This is a genomic window from Rhodobacter maritimus (assembly GCF_058747975.1).
The window spans coordinates 2,661,083-2,681,391 of the sequence record NZ_CM179095.1 but is presented as its reverse complement, the minus strand read 5'-3'; the positions used below and the strand labels follow the sequence as shown (position 1 = coordinate 2,681,391).

Genomic DNA, 20,309 nt, shown 5'->3' with positions numbered 1-20,309 from the left:
CATGGCGGGCGGGGGGCGCTGCCCCCCGACGCAAACGGGGGCCGCTGGCCCCCGTTCACGTTCCCCCCGGGATATTTCCACGAGGTGAAAGCGCATCGCCGAGATAGGCGCGCAGCGCCGGGGGCGGAGTGTCGAGCAGTTGCGCCGTGGGTTGCGGCGGATGGGCCAGGCCCTCGGCCACGAGGATGGTGCATTGCGCGAAATCGCGTGCGTCCTGCGGGTCGTGGGTGACCATGAGGACGGCGGTGTTCTGTTCGAGGGCAAGGGTGGCCACGAGGTCCAGCATCTCGCCCTTCAGGGCGGGGCCGAGGGCCGAGAAGGGCTCGTCCAGCAAAAGCAGGGGACGCGCGCGCAACAGGGCGCGGGCGAGGGCCACGCGGCTTTGCTGGCCGCCCGAAAGCTCGGCGGGTTTGCGTGTGCCCAGCCCTTCGAGCCCGGTGCGGGCCAGGGCGGCGTCGATCCGGGCGTGGTCCTTGCGGTCAAGGCGCAGCGCGGGCGAAAGCCCGTGCCCGAGATTCTGTGCCACGGTCAGATGCGGGAAAAGGTTCTGGTCCTGGAACAGCATGGACAGCGGGCGGTTGCCGGGGGGGGCGTCGGTGATGTCCTGACCGTTCCACAGGATGCGCCCTGCGGTGGGGGCGAAGAAGCCCGCGATCGCGGAGAGAAGTGTGGATTTCCCCGCGCCCGAGGGGCCGATCACGGCGCAGCGCGTGCCGGGGGGCACCTTGAAATGCGCGCTCAGGCGGAAATCGTCCTGGGTCAGGAGCAGGTTATCGAGGGTCAGCATGGTGTCCGATCCGGTCAAAGGCCCAGAACAGGGCGAAGGTCAGCGCCATCAGCAGTGCGGCGGCGGCGGCGGCCTGATCCATGCGGTAGGCCCCCATCAGCTGGAACAGCGCAAGCGGCAGGGTTTTCGTCTCGCCGTCCGAGAAGAGCGTGATGACCCCGAGATCGCCCATCGAGAAGGCCGCCGCCAGCCCCGCGGAAAAGCCGAGCGGGCGGGCAAGGCGCGGCAGCGTCAGGTAGCGCAGTCGCGCGATCCCGCGCAGCCCGAGCGAGGCGGCCAGCCGGTCGTAATCGGCGGCGAGAACGCGTGCCTCGGGCAGGAGGGTGCGCAATGCGAAGGGCAGCGTCATCGCGGCATTGGCGATCAGCGTGACGGGCAGGGCCAGCGAGACGGGGTTCACATAGGGCCGCACGATCACGAAAAGCCCGGTGCCGATGACCAGGGACGAGGCGGTCAGCGGCAGCATGGCGGCGGCCTCGGCCCAACGGTGGCGGGTAGCGGCAAGCGCGAGCGGCAGCGCAAGCGCCAGTGTCAACGCGGTAGAGCCGAGCGCGATTGCAACCGAGGTGGTGACGGCCCGCCACAGTCCCGCGGGCAGGTCGTTCAGGGCGGGCAGGCCGCGCGCCAGCACCGCCATGATCGGCACCAGCAGAAAGGCCGTGGCGGCGGCGATCGCCGCGATGTCGCGCAGAAGAAGGCCGGCGCCTGCCGGTGCGGGCGGTGCCGCCCGGTCCAACCCCGCGCCGAAGCCCGAGGGCAGCGTGGCGCGTGCGCTGATGGCAAGCGCGGCAAGGCAGAGGCCCACCTGCACCAGAGCAAGGCTTGCCGCGCGGCCAAGGTCGAAATCGAAGCGGAAGGCCTGGTAGATCGCAAGCTCGACCGTGGTGGCGCGCGGCCCGCCGCCAAGCGTGAGCGCCACCGCGAAGGAGGTCAGGCAGACAAGGAAGATCGCCAGGAAGGCGCCGGGCAGGACCGCGCGCAGCATCGGCATTTCCAGATGGCGGTGGATGTCGCGCGGCCTGAAGCCAAGCGATGCGGCCAGCCGGAACCTTTCGGCCGGGATGCCTTGCCAGCCATGCAGCAGCATGCGCGTGGCCAGCGGCATGTTGAAGAACACATGGGCCAGGATCACGCCATGCGCGCCGTAAAGCCGGATGCCGGGCAGGCCGAGAGCGGCCATCGTGCCGTTGACGATGCCGTTGCGGCCGAAGACCGACAAAAGCCCCATGACCGCGACGATGGAGGGCAGCAGGAACGGCGCCCCCAGAAGCGAGATAAGCAGCGCCCGCCCCGCAAAGCGCCGCCGGGCGAGCGCGCGGGCCACCGGCACTGCCAGCAGGCATGACAGCCCGGCCGATAGCGCCGCCTGCCACAGCGTGAACCAAAGCGCCTGCATGTCGGCGCCCCGCAGGGCGCCGAAGCCGCCGGCGCGGATCGCCACCGCGCCGAGCGTGCCCAGAACCAGCGCCGCCACCAGCAAAGCCGCCAGAAGCGCGGGCCCGAGCGTCAGTTGAACGCGGCGCGCCATTCGTCCAGGGCCGGCTGGCGCAGCGCCTCGGCCTCGGTCTCCGAGAAGAACAGCGTCTTTTCGGGGCGCGGCAGGGCGGCGAAGCCTTCGGGCAGGAAGCCGTCCTTGATGACCGCCGGATAGGACCAGTTTGCGGTGGCGATCATGCCCTGGAACCCGTCCGACAGGATATAATCCATAAAGGCCTGCGCCAGTTCGGGCTGATCGGTCGTGTTCAACTGCGCGGCAACCTCGGTCAGGAAGTAATGCCCTTCGGGGAAGATCGCGGCGGCCTTGGTGTCATCTTCCTCGGCGATGATGTGATAGGCGGGCGAGGTGGTGTAGCTGAGCACCATGTCGACCTCGCCATCGGTGAACAGGCCGTAGCTTTCCGACCAGCCGGGCGTCACGGTCAGCACCTTGGGGGCAAGTTTGGCCCAAGCCTCGGGCGCACGTTCGCCATAGACCGCCTTGACCCACAACAGAAGCGCCAGCCCCGAGATCGAGCTGCGCGGGTCCTGAATCGCGATCTTCAGATCGTCGGGCGCGTCCAGCAGCGCCTCGAAGCTTTGGGGCGGCGCCTTTAGCCGGGTCTTGTCGTAGATGAAGGCGGTTTCGCTCCAGTTGAAGGGCAGGAAGGTGTCGTCGTTCCATTCGATGGGCAGGGTCAGGACCGAGATGTCCTGCCCGTGGGGGGCAAAAAGGCCGGTGGCGCGCGCCCGCGCGGTGACATCGGTGTTCAGGCCGATCACCACATCGGCCTCGGTCCGCGCGCCCTCAAGCAGGATGCGCGGCAGAACATCGCCCGCGACGAATTTCAGATCGCAGCCGCAGACGGCCTCGAACCCGTCCTCGATCGCGGGGCCGGGGCCCCATTCCGAGGTGAAATAATCGGGCGCATAGACGGTAAGCGTGGGGCTTTCATCGGCCACGGCAGCCGTGGCAACGAAAAGACCCGCAAGCATCAGAGTGTGTTTCATCAGGTTCTCCAATGGCTGACGGGCGGGGTCAGGCCGGGCGAAACCCGAGATACCTTCCCTCCGCCGGTCTTAACCGGTTCAGGTTCAACGGGTTCGCGTCGCCGCATCTCAGCCCCTGCCGGAGCACCCCGAGGTAAGGCGAAACATAGGGGCCGCCACGCCTGACGCAAGGGGAATCTGCTTGAGCGAGGTCCGGGTGGCGGCTAATGCCTTAGCAAAGGAGATCCGAGATGAGCTTCAATACCTTCGGGCACATGTTCCGCGTCACCACCTGGGGCGAAAGCCACGGCCCCGCGATCGGCGCCACGGTCGACGGCTGCCCGCCCGGCATCGCGCTGAGCGAGGAGTTCATCCAGGTGTTTCTGGATCGCCGCCGCCCCGGCCAGTCGAAGATGACGACGCAGCGCCAGGAGGCCGATCAGGTCAAGATCCTGTCGGGCACCTTCGAGGGGCGCACCACCGGCACGCCGATCCAGCTGATGATCGAGAATACCGACCAGCGCAGCAAGGATTACGGTGCCATCGCGCAGCAGTTCCGCCCGGGGCATGCCGACATCACCTATCACCAGAAATACGGGCTGCGCGATTATCGTGGGGGCGGGCGCTCCAGCGCGCGGGAAACGGCGGCGCGCGTGGCCGCGGGCGGCGTGGCGCAGGCGGTGCTGCGCGAACTGGTGCCCGGTCTGCGCATCACCGGATACATGGTGCAGATGGGCGTCAAGCAGATCGACCGGGCGCGCTTTGACCGCGACGAGATCCTGCGCAATCCCTTCTTCATCCCCGATGCCGCGGTGGTGGACGAATGGGCCGATTACCTTGATGCGATCCGCAAGGGGCACAGCTCGGTCGGCGCGATGGTCGAGGTCGTGGCCGAGGGCTGCCCACCCGGTCTTGGCGCGCCGATCTACGGCAAGATGGACACCGAGCTTGCCGCCGCGATGATGTCGATCAACGCGGTGAAGGGCGTCGAGATCGGCGAGGGCATGGCCGCTGCCGCGCTCAGCGGGATCGAGAATGCCGACGAGATCGTGATGGGGCCGGAGGGTCCCGAATTCCTGTCGAACCACGCTGGCGGCATTCTGGGCGGCATCACCACCGGCCAGCCCGTCGTGGTGCGCTTCTCGGTCAAGCCGACCTCGTCGATCCTGACGCCGCGCCGCTCGATCAATGCGGTGGGCGAAGAGGTCGAGGTCGTCACCAAGGGGCGGCACGATCCCTGCGTGGGGATCCGCGCGGTGCCGGTGGCCGAGGCGATGATGGCCTGCGTGATCCTTGACCAGCTGCTGCGCGACCGCGGCCAGACCGGCGGTGCGCGCGGCCGGATCGGCTGATGCTTCCCCGCGTCAGCGCCATAATCCCCTGCCATGACGCCGAGGCGACGGTGGCGCGTGCGCTTGCCTCGGTGCAGGCGCAGACGCTCGACGACTGGGAGGCGATCGTGATCGACGATGCCTCGCGGGATGGAACGGAAAAGGCCGTCGCGCCCTTTCTGAGAGACCCGCGCATCCGCTATATCCGCCAGCCCCGCAACGAGGGGGCGGGGCCGGCGCGCAATGCCGGGCTGGACGTGGCGCGTGGCCGGTGGGTGGCGTTTCTGGATGCCGATGACGAGTGGCACCCGCCCAAGCTGGCCCGCCAGACCGCTTTTCTCGAGGCCGAACGCGCGCAGATCGGGGCAACCGCCTATGCCCGGCGCCATGGCGGCACGGGGCGGGACCTGCATTTCGGGCTGCCCCGGCGCATCCGCTACCGGGATTTCCTCAAGACGAATGTCATGGGCTTCTCGACCGTCATGATCGACCGGGCCTGGCTTGGCGCGCAGCGCATGCCGCAGCTGCGCCGACGGCAGGATTTCGCCTTCCTGATCGCGCTTTTGCGTGCGGGCGGTGTGGCGGTGGGGTTGAACGAGGTGCTGTGCACCTATCATCACGGGCATGCCTCGCTGTCCTCGGCCAAGGGGCGGGCGGCGCGCGATACCTGGGCACTTTATCGTGACCACCTGGGCCTCTCGGGGGCCGAGGCGGCGTGGTATTTCGGCCATTATGCGTTGCGCGGCGCCATGCGCCACAAGGCCCCCGGCCTTGCCCGCAGGCTGGGCGTCCTGCACCGGCCCGACGATGCGCCCGATGACTGAGCGCGGCGTCACGGGCGGCATCCGCTTGCCGAAGCTGAACCGGACGGTCTATGTTGAACCGGACACGCGCGGCACAACCTGTAAGGGGCCAGCATGAACGCCGATAAAATCCGCAAGGGGCGCAAGTTCGACCAGGTTCTTGACGGGGCCCGGACCGTGTTCCTGCGCGACGGGTTCGAGGGCGCGAGCGTGGACGACATCGCCCGTGAATCCGGCGTCAGCAAGGCCACGCTTTACAGCTATTTCCCCGACAAGCGGCTGATGTTCATGGAGGTCGCCCGGCTTGAATGCCGCCGGCAGGCCGACGAGGCGATCGAGACGATCGACTTCGGCCAACCCCCCGCGGTCGTGCTGTCGATCGCGGCGCGCCAGATCATGGAGTTCATGCTCTCGGATATCGGGCAGGGTGTCTATCGTCTGATCGTGGCCGAGGGGGAACGTTTCCCCGAACTGGCACGCGCCTTCTACGACTCCGGTCCCGGCTTCGTGCATGTGACCTTGATGGACTACATGGGCAAGGCGGTGGCGCGGGGCGAACTGGAGATCGAGGATATCGATCTTGCGGCGCATCTGTTCGCAGAGCTGTGCAAGGCCGATCTGCATACCAAGATCTGCTGCGGCATTGTCGGCCATGCCTCGGGCGCCGAAAAGGACCGCGTGGTGCAAGGTGCCGTCGAGATGTTCCTGGCGCGTTACGGCACGAAAAAGGCCTAGGCCTTGTCGCGCACCACAAGGTGATTGCCTTCGCCCTTCTTCACCTCGAAGCGGCCGGTTTTCTTCAGCAGGTCCGACAGTTTTGCGCTGCCATAGGTGCGCGTGTCGAAGTCCGGGTTTGCTTGGGTTATGAACTGGCCAAGCTGGCCAAGCGAATACCATTCCTCTTCCAGGCCGATCCGTTTCATCGCGGCGACGATAATCGGGATGGCCTTCGACGGCGGCAATTTCGTCGCCTCGGGCTGGCCGGTTTCGGCCCCTTCGGTCGCGGGGGTTCCCGGGGCGGCAGGTTCGGCCCCGCCGCTCTCGGCGCCAAGGTTCTCGACATAGATGAACCGCTTGCAGGCGTTGCGGAAGGCTTCGGGTGTCTTCTTCTCTCCGATGCCGTAGACGTCGAGCCCCTGTTCGCGGATGCGCGCCGCCAGCCGGGTGAAATCGCTGTCGGAGGAAACCAGCACGAACCCGTCGAACAGGCCCGAATGCAGGAAATCCATCGCCGCGATCACCAGCCCGATATCCGAGGCGTTCTTGCCCTTGGTATTGGAGAATTGCTGATCGGCCACCAGCCCGAGTGTGGCGACCTGCCGTGCCCAGCCGGCAAGGCGCTGCGCCGACCAGTCGCCATAGATGCGGCGCACGCTGGCCTCGCCCAGCCCCGAGATTTCCTCGAAGATGGCGGCCGCATAGCCGGAGGGGACATTGTCGGCGTCGATTAGGACGCACAGGCGCGGAGCGCGGGGATCGGCCATGGGGGTTCCTTCCAATTCGCCCCAACCTAGCGCAGCATCCGCTGGGGGGCCATGCGCAATAAGAAAAACGCGCCCCGAAGGGCGCGTTTCCGTATCTTCAGGCGGATCGCGCCGGATCAGACGTGCTTGCCCTTGTGAGGCGCCCACAACCGCTTGTTGGTCAGATACAGCAGCACGGTCAGCAGCGTCAGCAGCAGAACCGAGACAAAGCCCATCTGCTTGCGCGCCATCATCTTCGGCTCGGCCGTCCACATCAGGAAGGCAGCCACGTCCTCGGCCATGTGATGCACGGTGGCTTCGTGGCCGTCCTCATACTCGATCAGGTCGTCGGACAGCGGCGGGGCCATGGCGATCCAGTTCCCGGGGAAGGCGGCGTTGTGGTAGAAGTAGGACCCGGCCTCTTCCTTCTCTTCGCCGTCATAGCCGGTCAGCACCGAAACGATGTATTCCGGCCCGCCGATGCCGCGGAACAGCTGGTTGATGCCGGTGCCGTAGGGCCCGTGGAAGCCCGCGCGTGCCTTGGCCATCAGCGACAGGTCCGGCCCCATGCCCTCGCCCGAGCGGCTCGGGAACATGTCGGTTTCCTTGCGCGCGCGCGGCTCGCCGGTTTCCTTGTCGATGGCCTCGTCCAGCTCGGCCGAGAAGGCGCGCACCCAGGTGGGGTCCATCTGCGGGCCACCTTCGTCGGCAAGCGAGCGCAGCGGAACGAATTTCAGGCCGTGGCAGGCCGAGCAGACCTCCCGGTAGACCTGGAAGCCGCGGCGCAGCTGCTGCTGGTCGTATTTGCCGAACGGGCTTTCGAAGCTGAAGGCCACGTCTTCAATATGGCCCTCACCACCGGCGGCCATGGCGACGCCCGATCCGAGAAGCACGGCGGAAATGGCAGAGATCAGAAGTTTTTTCATGATATCGGTCCTTTTCCTTACTCGGCCGGGTTGCCGTAGTGGGCATTGAAGTCTTCCTCGATCGTGGCCGGCTGGGGCAGCGGCTTCTCGATCACGCCCAGAAGCGGCAGGATCACGAGGAAATAGGCAAACCAGTAAGCCGCACCGATCAGCGAGATGTAGGGGTAGATCCCGTCGGTCGGCATCGCGCCCACCCAGGTCAACACGACGAAGTCGATCGCCAGAAGCCAGAACCACCACTTGAACATCGGGCGATACCGGCCCGAACGTACCGACGAGGTGTCAAGCCACGGCGCAAGCGCCATGACGATGATCGCGCCGAACATGGCGATCACGCCGAAGAACTTGGCGTCGACAATGCCGAAGGTGATCCAGTTGACCGCCATCACCAGCCAGACATCCGAGGTGAAGGCGCGCAGGATCGCGTAGAAGGGCAGGAAATACCATTCCGGCACGATATGCGCGGGCGTCGCCAGGGGGTTTGCCTCGATGTAGTTGTCGGGGTGGCCCAGATAGTTTGGCATGAAGCCCACCACCGCGAAGAACACCAGAAGCACCAGTGCCAGGGCAAAGAGGTCCTTGATGACGAAATAGGGCCAGAAGGGCAGGGTGTCTTTCTCGGCCTCGGCTTTCGAGGCGCGGCGCACTTCGACACCGGTCGGGTTGTTGTTGCCCGTGGTGTGGAATGCCCAGATGTGAACCGCAACGAGGGCCGCGATCACGAAGGGCAGCAGGTAGTGCAGCGAGAAGAAGCGGTTCAGCGTGGCGTTGTCGACCGCCGGTCCGCCCAGAAGCCAGGCCTGGATGTCCGGGCCGATGCCGGGGATCGCGCCGAAGAGGCCGGTGATCACCGTGGCGCCCCAGAACGACATCTGACCCCAGGGCAGGACGTAGCCCATGAAGGCGGTGCCCATCATGCACAGGTAGATGATCATGCCGATGACCCAGGTCACCTCGCGCGGGGCCTTGTAGGAGCCGTAGTAGAGGCCGCGGAAGATGTGGATATAGACTGCCAGGAAGAACAGCGAGGCGCCGTTCGCGTGGATGTAGCGCAGCGCCCATCCGGCATTCACGTCACGCATGATATGTTCGACCGAGGCGAAGGCCAGGTCGACATGCGGGGTGTAGTGCATCACCAGCACGATGCCGGTCACGATCTGGAGAACAAGGCAGAAAGCAAGGACGATGCCCCAGATCCACCACCAGTTCAGGTTCTTGGGCGTCGGGATCATGATCGTGTCATAGATCAGTCCGACGATCGGAAGGCGTTTATGCAACCACTGCTCGATGCCCGTCTTGGGCTCGTAATGGTCGTGCGGAATTCCAGCCATCTAGGTTCTCCCTCAGCCCAGCAGGATCGTGGATTCGTCGGTGAACTGAGCCACCGGGATGTCGAGGTTGCGCGGTGCGGGGCCCTTGCGGATCCGCCCGGCCGTGTCGTAGTGCGAGCCGTGGCAGGGGCAGAACCAGCCGCCGAACTCGCCCGCGCCGTTGCCGATCGGAACGCAGCCCAGATGCGTGCACACGCCGATCATCACCAGCCATTCGCCGGCTTCGTCCAGGGTGCGGTTCGCGTCCGAGGCATCGGCATCGGGCTTGTTGGCGTTTTGCGCCAGCGGGTCGATCAGCGCGGCCGAGTCGTCCGCGCGCGCCGCGTCGATTTCCTCTTGCGAGCGGCGGCGGATGAACACCGGCTTGCCGCGCCATTTCACCGTCAGCTGGGTGCCGGTCTCGACGCCCGAGATGTCGACATAGATCGAGGACAGCGCCTTGACGTCCGCCGATGCGTTCATCTGGTTCACCAGCGGCCAGACTGCCGTGCCGGTGACAACGGCGCCCGTGCCGGCGGTTGCATAGTAGAGGAAATCCCTCCGGGTGCCTGCGTGATCTTCTGCGTGGGACACGAACTCTCTCCTTCCCGGGCCGTGGAATGGGCCGATACGACGTTGCGGGCCGCACATGGTGCCGCCGAACATGGCCGACCTATTAGCAATCACATCCACGTCAGTCCAGCGGACAATAGCGCACGGGCGGTGCCAAGTGCCGCAGTGCAACATGTTGCGCGCCCGGGGAAAGCTCAGTCGGGGGCCAGCATGTAGCCCGCGCCGCGCACGGTCTGCAAAAAGCGCGGCTCGCGCGGGTCGGGCTCGATCTTGCGGCGCAGCCGGGTGATCTGCACGTCGACCGCCCGGTCGCCGCCGCCCTCTTCGGCGCCCGCGCCGCGCTCGCGGCCCAGCTCGTCGATCAGGTCGGCGCGGCTGACCACGCTGCCGGCATGCGCGGCGAAGATCCGCATCAGCGCGGATTCGGTCGCCGTCAGGCGCACCGGGCTTTCGCCCTGCCACAGCTCTCCGCGGTCGCGGTCATAGCGCAGCGGGCCCAGATGCAGGTATTTCGGCCCCGTCTGCGCCTCTTGCGGCACGCGGCGCAGGATGGCGTTGATGCGCAGCAAAAGCTCTTTCGGTTCAAAGGGTTTGGCCAGGTAGTCGTCGGCCCCCGCTTCCAGCCCCTCGATCCGGTCGCGGGTTTCGCCGCGGGCCGTCAGAAGCAGGATCGGCGTGGCCATCCGCTTGCGCAGCTCACGCGTGAGGCTCAGGCCGTCCTCGCCGGGCATCATCACGTCCAGCACGATCAGGTTGAATTCCAGCCCGTCCAGAAGGCGCCGGGCATGCGCCGCATCGCGCGCCGAGGTCACAAGGAACCCGCTGCGCATCAGGAATTTCTGCAAGAGCCCGCGAATCCGCTCGTCATCGTCGACGATCAGTAGATGCGGCGCGGATTGCTGCGGCGCAGCCATCACGGCCCGTCCCTCAGCATCTGGTAGTGACGGCGCATTTCGGGATCCATCATCGCCTCCAGCACCTGCCGGAACCCCGCCACAGCCTGGGGTCCGGCATTGCGGTAGGCCGCGCGCATCCGGCCCCGCTGCGCCTCGGAGAGTTCGCGTTCCAGCGCCGCGCCGGTCTCGGTCAGGAACAGATGGCGTTCGCGCTTGTCCTTGCGCCCGACGCGGTTCTCGACAAGGCCGTCCGCGATCAGCGTGCGCAACACGCGGTTGAGGCTTTGCTTGGTCACGCCAAGAACCGCGAGCAACGCCGTGACCGTCAGCCCTGGCTGGCGGTGGATGAAGTGAATGGCGCGGTGATGGGCGCGGCCATAGGCATATTTCTCAAGGATGCGGTCGGGATCGGCGGTGAAGCCGCGATAGGCGAAGAACATCGCCTCGATGCCCTTGCGCAGTTGCTCATCTGTCAGAAACAGAAGGGTCTCGCCGCTCTGGGCCGCCGTATCTGCCATTCCCACCCTCATGCTTTTTTGGGACTTTACGTCAGTGTTGTTGACTTTCCAAGAATCAATTGTTACCGATCCGCAGATTTCGCGCAATATTATGTCCGAAACGGACATAATAGACGCAACATTCGCAAATCGGCTTGTCCGAAGGAGGAAGAGAATGGCTGGTGCCTATGATGACCGCGATGGCAAGATCTGGCTCGACGGCAAGTTGGTGGAGTGGCGCGATGCGCAGGTGCATATCCTGACCCACGCCCTGCACTATGCCTCGTCCGTTTTCGAGGGAGAGCGGTGCTATAACGGCCGCATCTTCAAAGGGGTAGAGCATTCGCAGCGCCTGCGCCGTTCCGCCAACCTGCTGGACATGGAAATCCCCTATTCCGTCGAAGAGATCGAGGCCGCGAAATACGCCATGCTCGAGGCCAATGGCTGGAAAGACGCCTATGTGCGCGCCGTTGCCTGGCGCGGGGCGGGTGAAGACATGGGCGTCTCGGCCCGGCGCAACCCCGTCCGCATGGCCGTGGCCGGCTGGGAATGGGGCAACTATTACGGCGATGCGAAGATGAAGGGCGCCAAGCTCGACATCGCCAAATGGCGCCGCCCCGATCCCGCGACGATCCCGTGCGAGGCGAAGGCCGCAGGTCTTTACATGATCTGCACCATGTCCAAGCACGCCGCCGAGGCCAAGGGCTGCTCGGACGCGATGATGTTCGACTATCGCGGCTATGTGGCCGAGGCGACCGGCGCCAATATCTTCTTCGTCAAGGACGGCGAGGTGCATACGCCCAAGCCCGACTGCTTCCTGAATGGCCTGACCCGCCAGACGGTGATCGGAATGCTGCGCGACCGCGGCGTGACCGTGCATGAGCGCCACATCATGCCCGAAGAGCTTGAGGGATTCGAGCAGTGCTGGCTGACCGGCACCGCCGCCGAGGTGACGCCGGTGGGCCAGATCGGCGACTATAGCTTCGAGGTGGGTGCGATGACGCGCGACATCTCGGAAGCCTACGAAAAGCTGGTGCGCAGCTAATAATAAGGGGCGGGCACGACTGCCCGCCCCATCTGCCCTTTACAGGCGCGCGAAGGCCGGATCAGGTTTCCTGGCCGCGCTCGATACGGGCGTATTCACGCACCTTGCTGCTTTCCTCGCTGCGTGACGCGGGGCGTTTGGAAAGCTCGCGCACTGCCGGATGCATGCCTTTCTGACGGTCGATATCAAGATATGCCTTCACCCGCGTGCCTTCGGCCTGCGGCTCGGAATGGTCGGTGATGTGACGGGTCATTTTGGCCTCCTTCATCGTTCATCTGATCCCAATATAGGCGAATCGGCCAGCTTTTTCACCCCATGAGGTTGCTTCCGGCGCTCTGCCGCGCATCTGGCCTATCCCTGCGGCGTCATCGCCTTGCGCTGCCGTGCGCGTTCAATCCCCAGTTGCCGTTCGCGCCAGATGATCAGCACGCCCGCCGCGATCACAAGGGCCGCCCCTGCCAGCATGACCAGCGTGGGCACCTCGTCGAAGAAGAAATATCCGAAGAGAAGCGCAAAGATCATCGAGGCATATTCGAAGGGGGCCACGATCGAGGCATCGGCATGGCGATAGGACGAGGTCAGGAAAATCTGGCCAAGCCCGCCCAGAAGGCCCGCGCCGACCAGCAGCGCCGCCTGCGCCGGCGACGGCACGACCCAGCCGAAAGGCAGCGTCACGAAAGACAGCGTGGTCGAGGTGACCGAGAACCAGAACACGATGGCCGGAGTTCGTTCGGTCGCCACCAGTTTGCGCACGAAAACCTGGGCAAGGGCCGCGCAGACGGCGCCCATCAGCACCACCATCGCGCCAAGCGCCTCCTTGTGGCTGGCGGCGCCGATCGCGCCAAGGCGCGGCGACAGCACCACAAGAACCCCGGCCATGCCCAGGGCCACCGCCGAAAGACGGAAGGCACGCACCTCTTCGCCCAGGAACATCGCGGCAAAGACCACCGTCAGAAGCGGCGCGGCATAGCCGATGGCGGTCACCTCCGGCAGCGGCAGAAGGCCCAGACCGGCAAAGCCGAACCCCATCGCGGCGGTCCCCATGACGCCGCGCCAGACATGCCCCAGGGGCCTTGCCACCCGCAGCCCCGATCCCAGCTCGCGCCGCCAGGCAAGCCAGATCAGGATCACCGGAATGGCAAAGAACGAACGGAAGAAGACCGCCTCGCCCGCGGGCACCTCGTCGGCGGTCGCCTTGATCAGCGCGGCCATCACCACAAAGACCAGCACCGACAGGATCTTGAGCCCTATCCCGCGGATGGGCGAGGCGGTTTCGGGATAGACGGGCGGGGCCGGGCGTGACATGCGCTAACACTAGCCGGATCCGGTTGGGCGGCAAGGTGCAAACCGCACCCGGCCGCCTCAGGCCTGCGAAAGGCGCCGCACCGCCCAACGGGCCGCATCGGCTACCGCGTCATCGGCATCGTCGCAAAGCGACCGGGCCACCGGGATCAGCGCCGCGTCGCCCGAATTTCCGATTGCATAAAGCACGTTGCGCACCATCCGGTCACGCCCGATCCGCTTGATCGGGCTGCCCGCAAAGCGCGCGCGGAACGCGGCATCGTCCAGCCGCGCCAGTTCGGCCAGGGCCGGGGCGGCGGCCTCGCGCGGGGCATAGCCCGCCTCATGCGCGTCCTGCGCGAACTTGTTCCACGGACAAACCGCAAGACAATCGTCGCACCCGTAGATCCGGTTGCCAAGATGCGGCCGCAGCTCCTCGTCCACCGGCCCGCGATGCTCGATCGTCAGGTAAGAGATGCAGCGCCGCGGATCGAGCCTGTAGGGCGCCAGAAACGCCCCCGTCGGACAGATATCCAGACAGGCGCGGCAGTTTCCGCAATGGCTGGTTTCGGGCGGATCGGGGGCCAGCTCCAGCGTGGTGAAGATCGCCCCCAGAAAGAACCAGCTTCCCAGATCGCGCGCCAGAAGGTTGGTATGCTTGCCCTGCCAGCCCAGCCCCGCCGCCTGCGCAAGCGGCTTTTCCATCACCGGCGCGGTGTCGACGAAAACCTTGATCTCGCCCGCCACGCCATCCCGCTGCGCCGTCTCCAGAAGCCAGCGGCCCACCCGCTTCAGCCGCCGCTTGACGATGTCGTGGTAATCCTTGCCCTGCGCATAGACCGAAATCGCCCCGCGGTCGCGCCGCTCCAGAACCGCAAGCGGATCGTGCCGGGGCGTGTAGACCTCGGCCAGCATCAGGACCGAGCGCGCCTCGGGCCAAAGCGCCGCCGGATCGCCGCGCCAGTGCATCCGCTCGGCCATCCAGCCCATCTGGCCATGCAGCCCCGCCCCGACAAAGGCCTCCAGCCGCCCGGCCGCCTCGGGGATCGCATCGGGGCGGCAGATCCGCGCCTTGGAAAACCCCTCCTCCAGCGCCCTGCACACCAGCCGTGCCTTCAGATCAGCCACGGCCCGCCCCTTCACCTTGTGCAAATATCCTCGGGGGGCGCGGGGGGCAGACAGCCCCCCGCTTCCACGCAGGCCGCTCAGAAATCGAGTTCGGCATATTGCGGGGCCGGCGGCAGGCCGGGCAGCTGGTCGGCCAGAAGCGACCGGAAGGCCGGGCGCGACTTGATCTTGGCATACCAGTCCTTGACATTGGCCGAACGGTCCCAGTCCACATCCGAGATGTAGTCCAGACACGACAGATGCGCCGCGGCCGCGAAATCGGCAAGCGTCATCACGTCGCCCGCCAGCCAGCGGCGCTGGTCCAGAAGCCAGCCCATGTAATCCAGGTGATACTTGATCGCGCCCAGCCCGGCCTTGACGGTCTTGCTGTCGGGATAGCCCTGCTTCATGACCTTCTTCCAGACCCGCTCGCCCATCACCTTGCGGGTGACCTCGTCGTTGAACTTGTCGTCGAACCAGGCGCAGAGGCGGCGCACCTCGTAGCGTGCCTCGGGGTCGCGCGGCAGAAGCGCGGGCTGGGGCACGGTCTCCTCGATATATTCGCAGATCGCCTGGCTCTCGCTCATGGTGCGGCCATCAAGCTTCATCACGGGGACCTTGCCGGCGGGGTTGCGGCGCAGGAAATCGGTGCTCTGCTCCCAGTAACGCTCTTCGATCAGCTCCACCTCGATCTTCTTCTCGGCCAGCGTCAGCCGCACCTTGCGGCAGAACGGGGACAGCGCGACGTGGTAAAGACGATTCATGGGGACGGATCTCGGGTGTGAACGGGCTGGCTGCAATGCACAGGTGATAGCCGCGCCTTGCCCGCGGATCAATGCCCGAGCGGGTCAGAAGCGCTTGCGCGCGCGCAAAGCCGCCTGAATGGTGCCGTCGTCCAGATAGTCCAGCTCTCCGCCGATCGGCACGCCCTGGGCCAGGCTGGTGACGGTGACGCCGCGCCCTTCCAGCGCATCGGCGATGTAATGCGCGGTGGTCTGCCCGTCCACGGTCGCGTTGAGCGCAAGGATCACCTCGCTCACGCCCTCGCTGGCGATCCGCTCCAGCAGTTTCGGGATGCCCAGATCCTCGGGGCCGATCGCGTCAAGCGCGGACAGCGTGCCGCCCAGAACGTGATAGCGGCCCTTGAAGGCCTGTCCGCGCTCCATCGCCCAAAGATCGGCCACATCCTCGACCACGCAGATCTCGGTGCCCGTGCGGGCGGGGTTGGCGCAGATGTCGCAGATGTCGCCGGCCGCGATATTGCCGCAGCGCGCGCATTCGCGCGCGGTTTCCGCCACATGGGCCATCGTCGCGGCCAGCGGCGCCATCAGCGCGCCGCGCTTGCGGATCAGGTGCAAAACCGCCCGCCGGGCCGAGCGCGGCCCAAGCCCCGGCAGCCGCGCCATCAGCGCGATCAGATCCTCGATCTCGTCGGTGGCGCGTGCCATCGGGCCTCAGACCGGCAGGTTCATGTCGGGCGGCAGGCCCATTTCGCTGGCCAGTTTCTGCATCTCGGCCTGGGTGCGTTCCTGCGCGCGCAGCTGGGTGTCCTTGATCGCGGCAAGGATCAGGTCCTCGACCACTTCCTTTTCCGAGGCGACAAGGATCGACGGGTCGATCGACAGCGAGGTCAGAACCCCCTTCGCGGTGGCCGTGGCCCTGACCAGGCCGGCGCCGGCCTGGCCCTCGACGGTGATGCGCGTCAGCTCTTCTTGCAGGGCGGCCATCTTTTCCTGCATTTCCTTGGCGGCCTTCATCATCTTGGTCATATCGCCAAGCTGGCCCAAACCCTTGAACATGCTGCTCTCCTCAGTTGTCCTCGAAAGGATCCCATTCATCCTCGACCTCGGGCAGCGCTTCGGCGCGTGCCTCTTCGGTCAGGGTCTCTGCGGTTCTGATATCCTCGAATTTCGCCTCGGGGAAGGTGGCGAAGATCGCCTGGACCAGCGGGTTCTCCATGGCGTCCGCCTCGGCCGCGCGGCGTTCGGCGTTGCGCTGCTCGGCGATCGTGTCGCCCCCGCCGGACGAGACCACCGAAACGCCCCAGCGGGCCCCGGTCCATGCCTGAAGCCGGGCGGCCAGCGTCGCGGCCAGATCGCGCGGGGCATTGTCCGAGGGCTGGAATTCGATCCGGCCGGGGGCATAGCGCGCAAGGCGCAGATGTTCCTCGACCTCGACCAGCAGCTTCACGTCGCGCATGCGCCGGATCAGCTCCACCACATCCTCGAACCGGCCAAAGCGCGCAAGGGCGACCTCGGGGGCGACGGCAAGCGCGGTGGCCGCGCCCGAGGATGCCACGGTCCCGCCGCGCGGCGCGGGGTGGGGCGCGGCCATGCCGGCCTGCGGCGCGCCCTGCATCGGGGCGCCGCCCGGCGCGGGGCCGCCGCGGCCGGGTGCCGCCGCCCCGGTGCCCGGCCCCTGCTGCACCCGCTTGATCAGGGCTTCCGGGTCCGGCAGGTCGGCGACATGGGTCAGGCGGATCAGGGCCATCTCGGCGGCCATCATCGCGTTCGGGGCCGCCGCCACCTCTTCAAGCGCCTTGAGCAGCATCTGCCACATCCGGGTAAGCACCCGCATCGGGATCGCCGCCGCCATCGCCTGTCCGCGCGCTCGTTCGTCGGGGGGCACGGTGGGGTCGTCGGCGGCCTCGGGCGTGATCTTGATGACCGAGATCCAGTGCGTGATCTCGGCCAGATCGCGCAGCACCGCCATCGGGTCCGCGCCATCGGCATACTGGCCCGAAAGCTCGGTCAGCGCCTCGGCGGCCGCGCCCTTCAAGATCATGTCGAACAGATCGAGCACCCGCCCGCGATCCGCAAGCCCCAGCATCGCGCGCACCTGCGCCGCGGTGGTTTCGCCCGCGCCATGGGCGATCGCCTGGTCCATCAGGCTCATCGCGTCGCGCACCGATCCTTCGGCGGCGCGGGTGATCAGCGCGAAGGCGTCGGGCGCAAGGCTTGCACCCTCCTTGGCGGCGATGGCGGCAAGATGGGCCATCATCACCTCGGGCTCGATGCGCCTGAGGTCGAAGCGCTGGCAGCGGCTCAAAACCGTCACGGGCACCTTGCGGATCTCGGTCGTGGCGAAGATGAACTTCACATGCGCCGGCGGCTCTTCCAGCGTCTTGAGCAGCGCGTTGAACGCGCTGGTCGAAAGCATGTGCACCTCGTCGATGATATAGACCTTGTAGCGCGCCGAGGCCGCCCGGTAATGGACGCTCTCGATGATTTCGCGGATGTCGTTCACCCCGGTGCGCGAAGCGGCGTCCATCTCCATCACGTCGACATGGCGGCCCTCTGCGATGGCCTTGCAATGTTCGCATTCAAGGCAGGGATCGGTGGTCGGGCCGCCCTTGCCGTCGGGGCCCACGCAATTCAGTCCCTTGGCGATGATCCGGGCGGTGGTGGTCTTGCCCACCCCGCGCACGCCGGTCATCACGAAGGCATGGGCGATGCGGTCTGCGGCGAAGGCGTTTTTCAGCGTGCGCACCATCGCCTCCTGGCCGATCAGGTCGGCGAAGGTGGCGGGGCGGTATTTGCGGGCGAGAACCTGGTAACCGGCCTCGGGCGTATCGGACATGGGCACGCTCCTGATCTACGCGGCGCAGTCTAGTCGGCGGGGCGGTCAAGTCAAACCGATGCGGGGGATGGGGTGAGAGGCTGGACAGCGACCCAAGCGGGGCTCGTTGCGGCTGCTTCCTTCCGGACCTGACCGGGTTGGCGAGGCGCTCGCCCGCGCCAACCTCTCGGGGGTCATATAGGTCAGGGGGCACGGATTCGCAAGAATGGACATGCGCGGCCCGTGGGGGGGCAGGACGGGTGTTCAGAAATGCAGCCGCATCTGCACGAAGCCGTTGGCGGCAAGGCCAAGCGCCTCAAGCCGAAGGCCCGCCAGGCGGTCAAGATGCTCCAGCGCGCGGGGGCCGGTTTCGAACACCGCGCTTGCGTCGGGGATCGGGGCGAAGCGCCAGATCCGCTCCGGGGCGGGCGACAGCGTGCCAACCTGTCCGACCTGTTCCAGAAGGGCCTCGCAGGTGGTCTTGACCTCGTCGAGGAGGATCTGGGCGGGGGCGGCGCCCGCGCCGCTGGCGGCAATGCGGTAGCTGTTCGAGGTGACGATGAAGCGGTCGTCGTGATGGACGGGGCGGCCGTTGTGGCGCAGCGCGCGGATCCGCCGCGCGGAGGGTTCGGCAAGTGCGCCGCAGGCCGCATAGCGTGCGGGCTGGGTCAGGTCGATCTCGTAGGTCAGGCCGGCGATCACGTCGAACGCGTAGCTGGGCACCTCGGGGTTGACGAGTGGCTGGTCGTGCCGGCCCGGCGCGATCCTGTTGAAGATCCCGGCCGAGCGTTCCAGCCATTCGGCGACCTCGGTCCCGCTCAGCTGCACCGCGCCGATCGTGTTGGGATAGATGTAGAGGTCCGCCACATGGCTGCGCCGGATCGCGCCGGCGGGAATGTCGATGAAGAATTCCGGCCCGCTGCGCCCGCCGCATTTGAAGGGCGCCACCGCCGACAGGATCGGAAGGCCGGATTCGGGCCGCCCGGCAAGGCTGCGCGCGACATGGCTGCGCTGCGCCTCGGCCACGAGCGACAGGCCCGCATCGGGCGCCACCAGCGAAAAATAGCTGTGGATCGGCACCCGCGTATGGGCGATGGGGCTGCGGATATGGGCAAGCGTTTCATCATGCGCGCGCGCGACGGTGGCCTCGACAACCGGGTCCGAGGCGACGGTGGGCTGCGCCCGCCCCTCGGCATCGCGGCGAAAGATCGCGCGCTGCTCGCCGTGAAAGCCGGTCACGCGCCAGGCGGTGCCGTCCTGCGTCAGTTCCAGGTCCAGCACCCCCAGATGCGAGCCCCAGAACCCCGCCATCAGTGCGGGCTTGCCCGCCACCGTTCCGCGCAGCGGATCGACACCCGGCAGCGCCGCAAAGCCCGGATCGGGAAAGACCTGGTGACGATGGCCGCACAGCAGCGCGTCGATCCCGTCGATCCCGGCAAGGGCAAGGGCGGCCTCGTCCTCGTCCGCGTCGGGCGCGCCGATGCCGGTATGGGCAAGCGCGATCACCAGATCAGCCCCGGCCGCGCGCAAGGCGGGTACATGGGCGCGCGCCGCCGCGATCATGCTGCGGGTCTGCAAGGCCCCGCGTGCGCCCAGATCGCGCAAGGCGCTTTGCGGGGGCAGCAACCCGATCACCCCGACCCGCAGGGGGTGGCTCTGCCCCTCGGTATCCGTGAAGACGCGGTCCAGCAGCACGGTCGGGGCGAAAAGCGCCTCGTCCTCGTGCGGCGCGGCGCCCTGCCGGCGCAGGACATTGGCCGAGACCACGGGAAATCGGGCCTGTTTCAGCGCGCGCAGCAGGGGCTCGAGGCCATAGCTGAATTCGTGGTTGCCAAGCGTTACGGCGTCATAGCCCACGGCATTCATCGCCGCGATCATCGGGTGGGGCGCGGCGCCGCGTTCATGCGCGAAGTAGTCACCCATGGGAGAGCCCTGAAGGAAATCGCCCGCGTCGAACAGCAGCGCATTGGCAACCTCGGCGCGGGCCTGCGCGATCAGCGTCGCGGTGCGCGCAAGGCCGCGGGTGTCGCTGGGGCGATCTGCGAAATAGTCATAGGGCAGGATGTTCATGTGCAGGTCATTCGTTTCCATGACCCGCACATGAACCACCGCCCCGCCCGGAGCCTTGCCGGGGCGGTCAGGGAGAAGCCTGCCCGAAGATGTCTTGCCCGCGTTGTTCGCCACGGATCTTTCTGAATGAATTGCTTTCAATTCGTGGACCCCAACCCCGGTTTCCCGGTGAAAGCGCCCCCACCCATATGCAACC

The 20,309-nt window shown here is 66.8% G+C and carries 21 protein-coding genes, 1 other RNA gene and 1 riboswitch; of the genes, 4 read left to right on the top strand and 18 right to left on the bottom strand.

Annotated features, from left to right (window positions below; translation table 11 throughout):
• Positions 1–55 precede the first annotated feature (55 nt).
• Genes AC4PTO_RS13595 through thiB form a run of 3 tightly spaced genes read right to left on the bottom strand, consistent with a single transcriptional unit; the run spans position 56 to position 3,274 of the window.
• On the bottom strand, positions 56–787 hold the full coding sequence (locus AC4PTO_RS13595; protein ID WP_492729315.1) for a thiamine ABC transporter ATP-binding protein: 732 nt from the start codon (positions 785–787) through the stop codon (positions 56–58).
• On the bottom strand, positions 771–2,315 hold the full coding sequence (locus AC4PTO_RS13590) for an ABC transporter permease family protein (RefSeq protein WP_492729313.1): 1,545 nt from the start codon (positions 2,313–2,315) through the stop codon (positions 771–773). The genes AC4PTO_RS13595 and AC4PTO_RS13590 overlap by 17 nt, the downstream gene beginning before the upstream one ends.
• Positions 2,294–3,274 (bottom strand): thiamine ABC transporter substrate binding subunit, encoded by a 981-nt coding sequence (gene thiB / locus AC4PTO_RS13585; RefSeq protein ID WP_492729311.1) that lies wholly within the window; start codon positions 3,272–3,274, stop codon positions 2,294–2,296. Before thiB ends, AC4PTO_RS13590 begins: the two co-directional genes overlap by 22 nt.
• 38 nt (positions 3,275–3,312) lie before the next feature.
• A riboswitch (TPP riboswitch) is annotated at positions 3,313–3,415 on the bottom strand.
• Between the two features lie 89 nt (positions 3,416–3,504).
• Here thiB and aroC point away from each other — a divergent pair.
• The 3 genes from aroC to AC4PTO_RS13570 all read left to right on the top strand — a co-directional run bounded on the left by aroC (position 3,505) and on the right by AC4PTO_RS13570 (position 6,122).
• On the top strand, positions 3,505–4,605 hold the full coding sequence (gene aroC, locus AC4PTO_RS13580) for a chorismate synthase (RefSeq protein ID WP_492729309.1): 1,101 nt from the start codon (positions 3,505–3,507) through the stop codon (positions 4,603–4,605).
• A complete protein-coding gene (locus AC4PTO_RS13575; RefSeq protein ID WP_492729307.1) occupies positions 4,605–5,408 on the top strand; it encodes a glycosyltransferase family 2 protein in 804 nt (267 codons plus the stop codon). Before aroC ends, AC4PTO_RS13575 begins: the two co-directional genes overlap by 1 nt.
• Before the next feature lie 93 nt (positions 5,409–5,501).
• Positions 5,502–6,122 (top strand): TetR/AcrR family transcriptional regulator, encoded by a 621-nt coding sequence (locus tag AC4PTO_RS13570; protein ID WP_492729306.1) that lies wholly within the window; start codon positions 5,502–5,504, stop codon positions 6,120–6,122.
• Here the strand turns inward: AC4PTO_RS13570 and AC4PTO_RS13565 are convergent.
• The 6 genes from AC4PTO_RS13565 to AC4PTO_RS13540 all read right to left on the bottom strand — a co-directional run bounded on the left by AC4PTO_RS13565 (position 6,119) and on the right by AC4PTO_RS13540 (position 11,073).
• A complete protein-coding gene (locus AC4PTO_RS13565; protein WP_492729305.1) occupies positions 6,119–6,871 on the bottom strand; it encodes an NYN domain-containing protein in 753 nt (250 codons plus the stop codon). The two genes, AC4PTO_RS13570 and AC4PTO_RS13565, sit on opposite strands and share 4 nt — an antisense overlap.
• Before the next feature lie 116 nt (positions 6,872–6,987).
• The gene (locus AC4PTO_RS13560; protein WP_492733625.1) at positions 6,988–7,779 is read right to left on the bottom strand and encodes a cytochrome c1; all 792 of its coding nucleotides are present in this window, start codon (positions 7,777–7,779) and stop codon (positions 6,988–6,990) included.
• 14 nt (positions 7,780–7,793) lie between these two features.
• Positions 7,794–9,107 (bottom strand): cytochrome b, encoded by a 1,314-nt coding sequence (gene petB, locus AC4PTO_RS13555; protein WP_492729303.1) that lies wholly within the window; start codon positions 9,105–9,107, stop codon positions 7,794–7,796.
• 12 nt (positions 9,108–9,119) lie between these two features.
• Positions 9,120–9,680 carry a ubiquinol-cytochrome c reductase iron-sulfur subunit gene (gene petA, locus AC4PTO_RS13550; RefSeq protein WP_492729301.1) on the bottom strand — a complete coding sequence of 187 codons (561 nt, stop codon included), beginning with the start codon at positions 9,678–9,680 and terminating at the stop codon, positions 9,120–9,122.
• Positions 9,681–9,853: 173 nt separating this feature from the next.
• Entirely contained in the window at positions 9,854–10,573 is a 720-nt protein-coding gene (locus AC4PTO_RS13545; protein ID WP_492729299.1) for a response regulator, read from the bottom strand.
• Positions 10,573–11,073: a MarR family winged helix-turn-helix transcriptional regulator gene (locus AC4PTO_RS13540; protein ID WP_492729298.1), complete on the bottom strand. Its 501-nt coding sequence runs from the start codon at positions 11,071–11,073 to the stop codon at positions 10,573–10,575. Before AC4PTO_RS13540 ends, AC4PTO_RS13545 begins: the two co-directional genes overlap by 1 nt.
• Before the next feature lie 154 nt (positions 11,074–11,227).
• Between AC4PTO_RS13540 and AC4PTO_RS13535 the strand changes: the two genes are divergently transcribed.
• Complete coding sequence (locus AC4PTO_RS13535) at positions 11,228–12,097, top strand: branched-chain amino acid aminotransferase (RefSeq protein WP_492729296.1); 870 nt, start codon at positions 11,228–11,230, stop codon at positions 12,095–12,097.
• A gap of 61 nt (positions 12,098–12,158) precedes the next feature.
• Here the strand turns inward: AC4PTO_RS13535 and AC4PTO_RS13530 are convergent, their stop codons facing one another.
• From AC4PTO_RS13530 to AC4PTO_RS13490, 9 genes are all read right to left on the bottom strand, one after another.
• The gene (locus AC4PTO_RS13530; protein WP_492729295.1) at positions 12,159–12,350 is read right to left on the bottom strand and encodes a hypothetical protein; all 192 of its coding nucleotides are present in this window, start codon (positions 12,348–12,350) and stop codon (positions 12,159–12,161) included.
• A 98-nt stretch (positions 12,351–12,448) separates the two neighbouring features.
• Positions 12,449–13,402 (bottom strand): DMT family transporter, encoded by a 954-nt coding sequence (locus tag AC4PTO_RS13525; RefSeq protein WP_492729293.1) that lies wholly within the window; start codon positions 13,400–13,402, stop codon positions 12,449–12,451.
• A 57-nt stretch (positions 13,403–13,459) separates the two neighbouring features.
• Positions 13,460–14,506 (bottom strand): tRNA epoxyqueuosine(34) reductase QueG, encoded by a 1,047-nt coding sequence (gene queG / locus AC4PTO_RS13520; protein WP_492729292.1) that lies wholly within the window; start codon positions 14,504–14,506, stop codon positions 13,460–13,462.
• Between the two features lie 77 nt (positions 14,507–14,583).
• On the bottom strand, positions 14,584–15,249 hold the full coding sequence (fzlA, locus tag AC4PTO_RS13515) for an FtsZ-binding protein FzlA (protein ID WP_492729290.1): 666 nt from the start codon (positions 15,247–15,249) through the stop codon (positions 14,584–14,586).
• Between the two features lie 84 nt (positions 15,250–15,333).
• Positions 15,334–15,933, bottom strand: coding sequence for a recombination mediator RecR (gene recR, locus AC4PTO_RS13510; protein WP_492729289.1), 600 nt, complete (start codon positions 15,931–15,933; stop codon positions 15,334–15,336).
• 6 nt (positions 15,934–15,939) lie between these two features.
• Positions 15,940–16,284, bottom strand: coding sequence for a YbaB/EbfC family nucleoid-associated protein (locus AC4PTO_RS13505; protein ID WP_492729287.1), 345 nt, complete (start codon positions 16,282–16,284; stop codon positions 15,940–15,942).
• A gap of 10 nt (positions 16,285–16,294) precedes the next feature.
• Positions 16,295–18,064 carry a DNA polymerase III subunit gamma/tau gene (locus AC4PTO_RS13500; protein ID WP_492729285.1) on the bottom strand — a complete coding sequence of 590 codons (1,770 nt, stop codon included), beginning with the start codon at positions 18,062–18,064 and terminating at the stop codon, positions 16,295–16,297.
• 71 nt (positions 18,065–18,135) lie between these two features.
• Positions 18,136–18,232, bottom strand: an RNA gene (gene ffs / locus AC4PTO_RS13495) — signal recognition particle sRNA small type.
• A 75-nt stretch (positions 18,233–18,307) separates the two neighbouring features.
• Positions 18,308–20,227, bottom strand: coding sequence for a bifunctional 2',3'-cyclic-nucleotide 2'-phosphodiesterase/3'-nucleotidase (locus AC4PTO_RS13490; protein ID WP_492729283.1), 1,920 nt, complete (start codon positions 20,225–20,227; stop codon positions 18,308–18,310).
• Between the last annotated feature and the right edge of the window lie 82 nt (positions 20,228–20,309).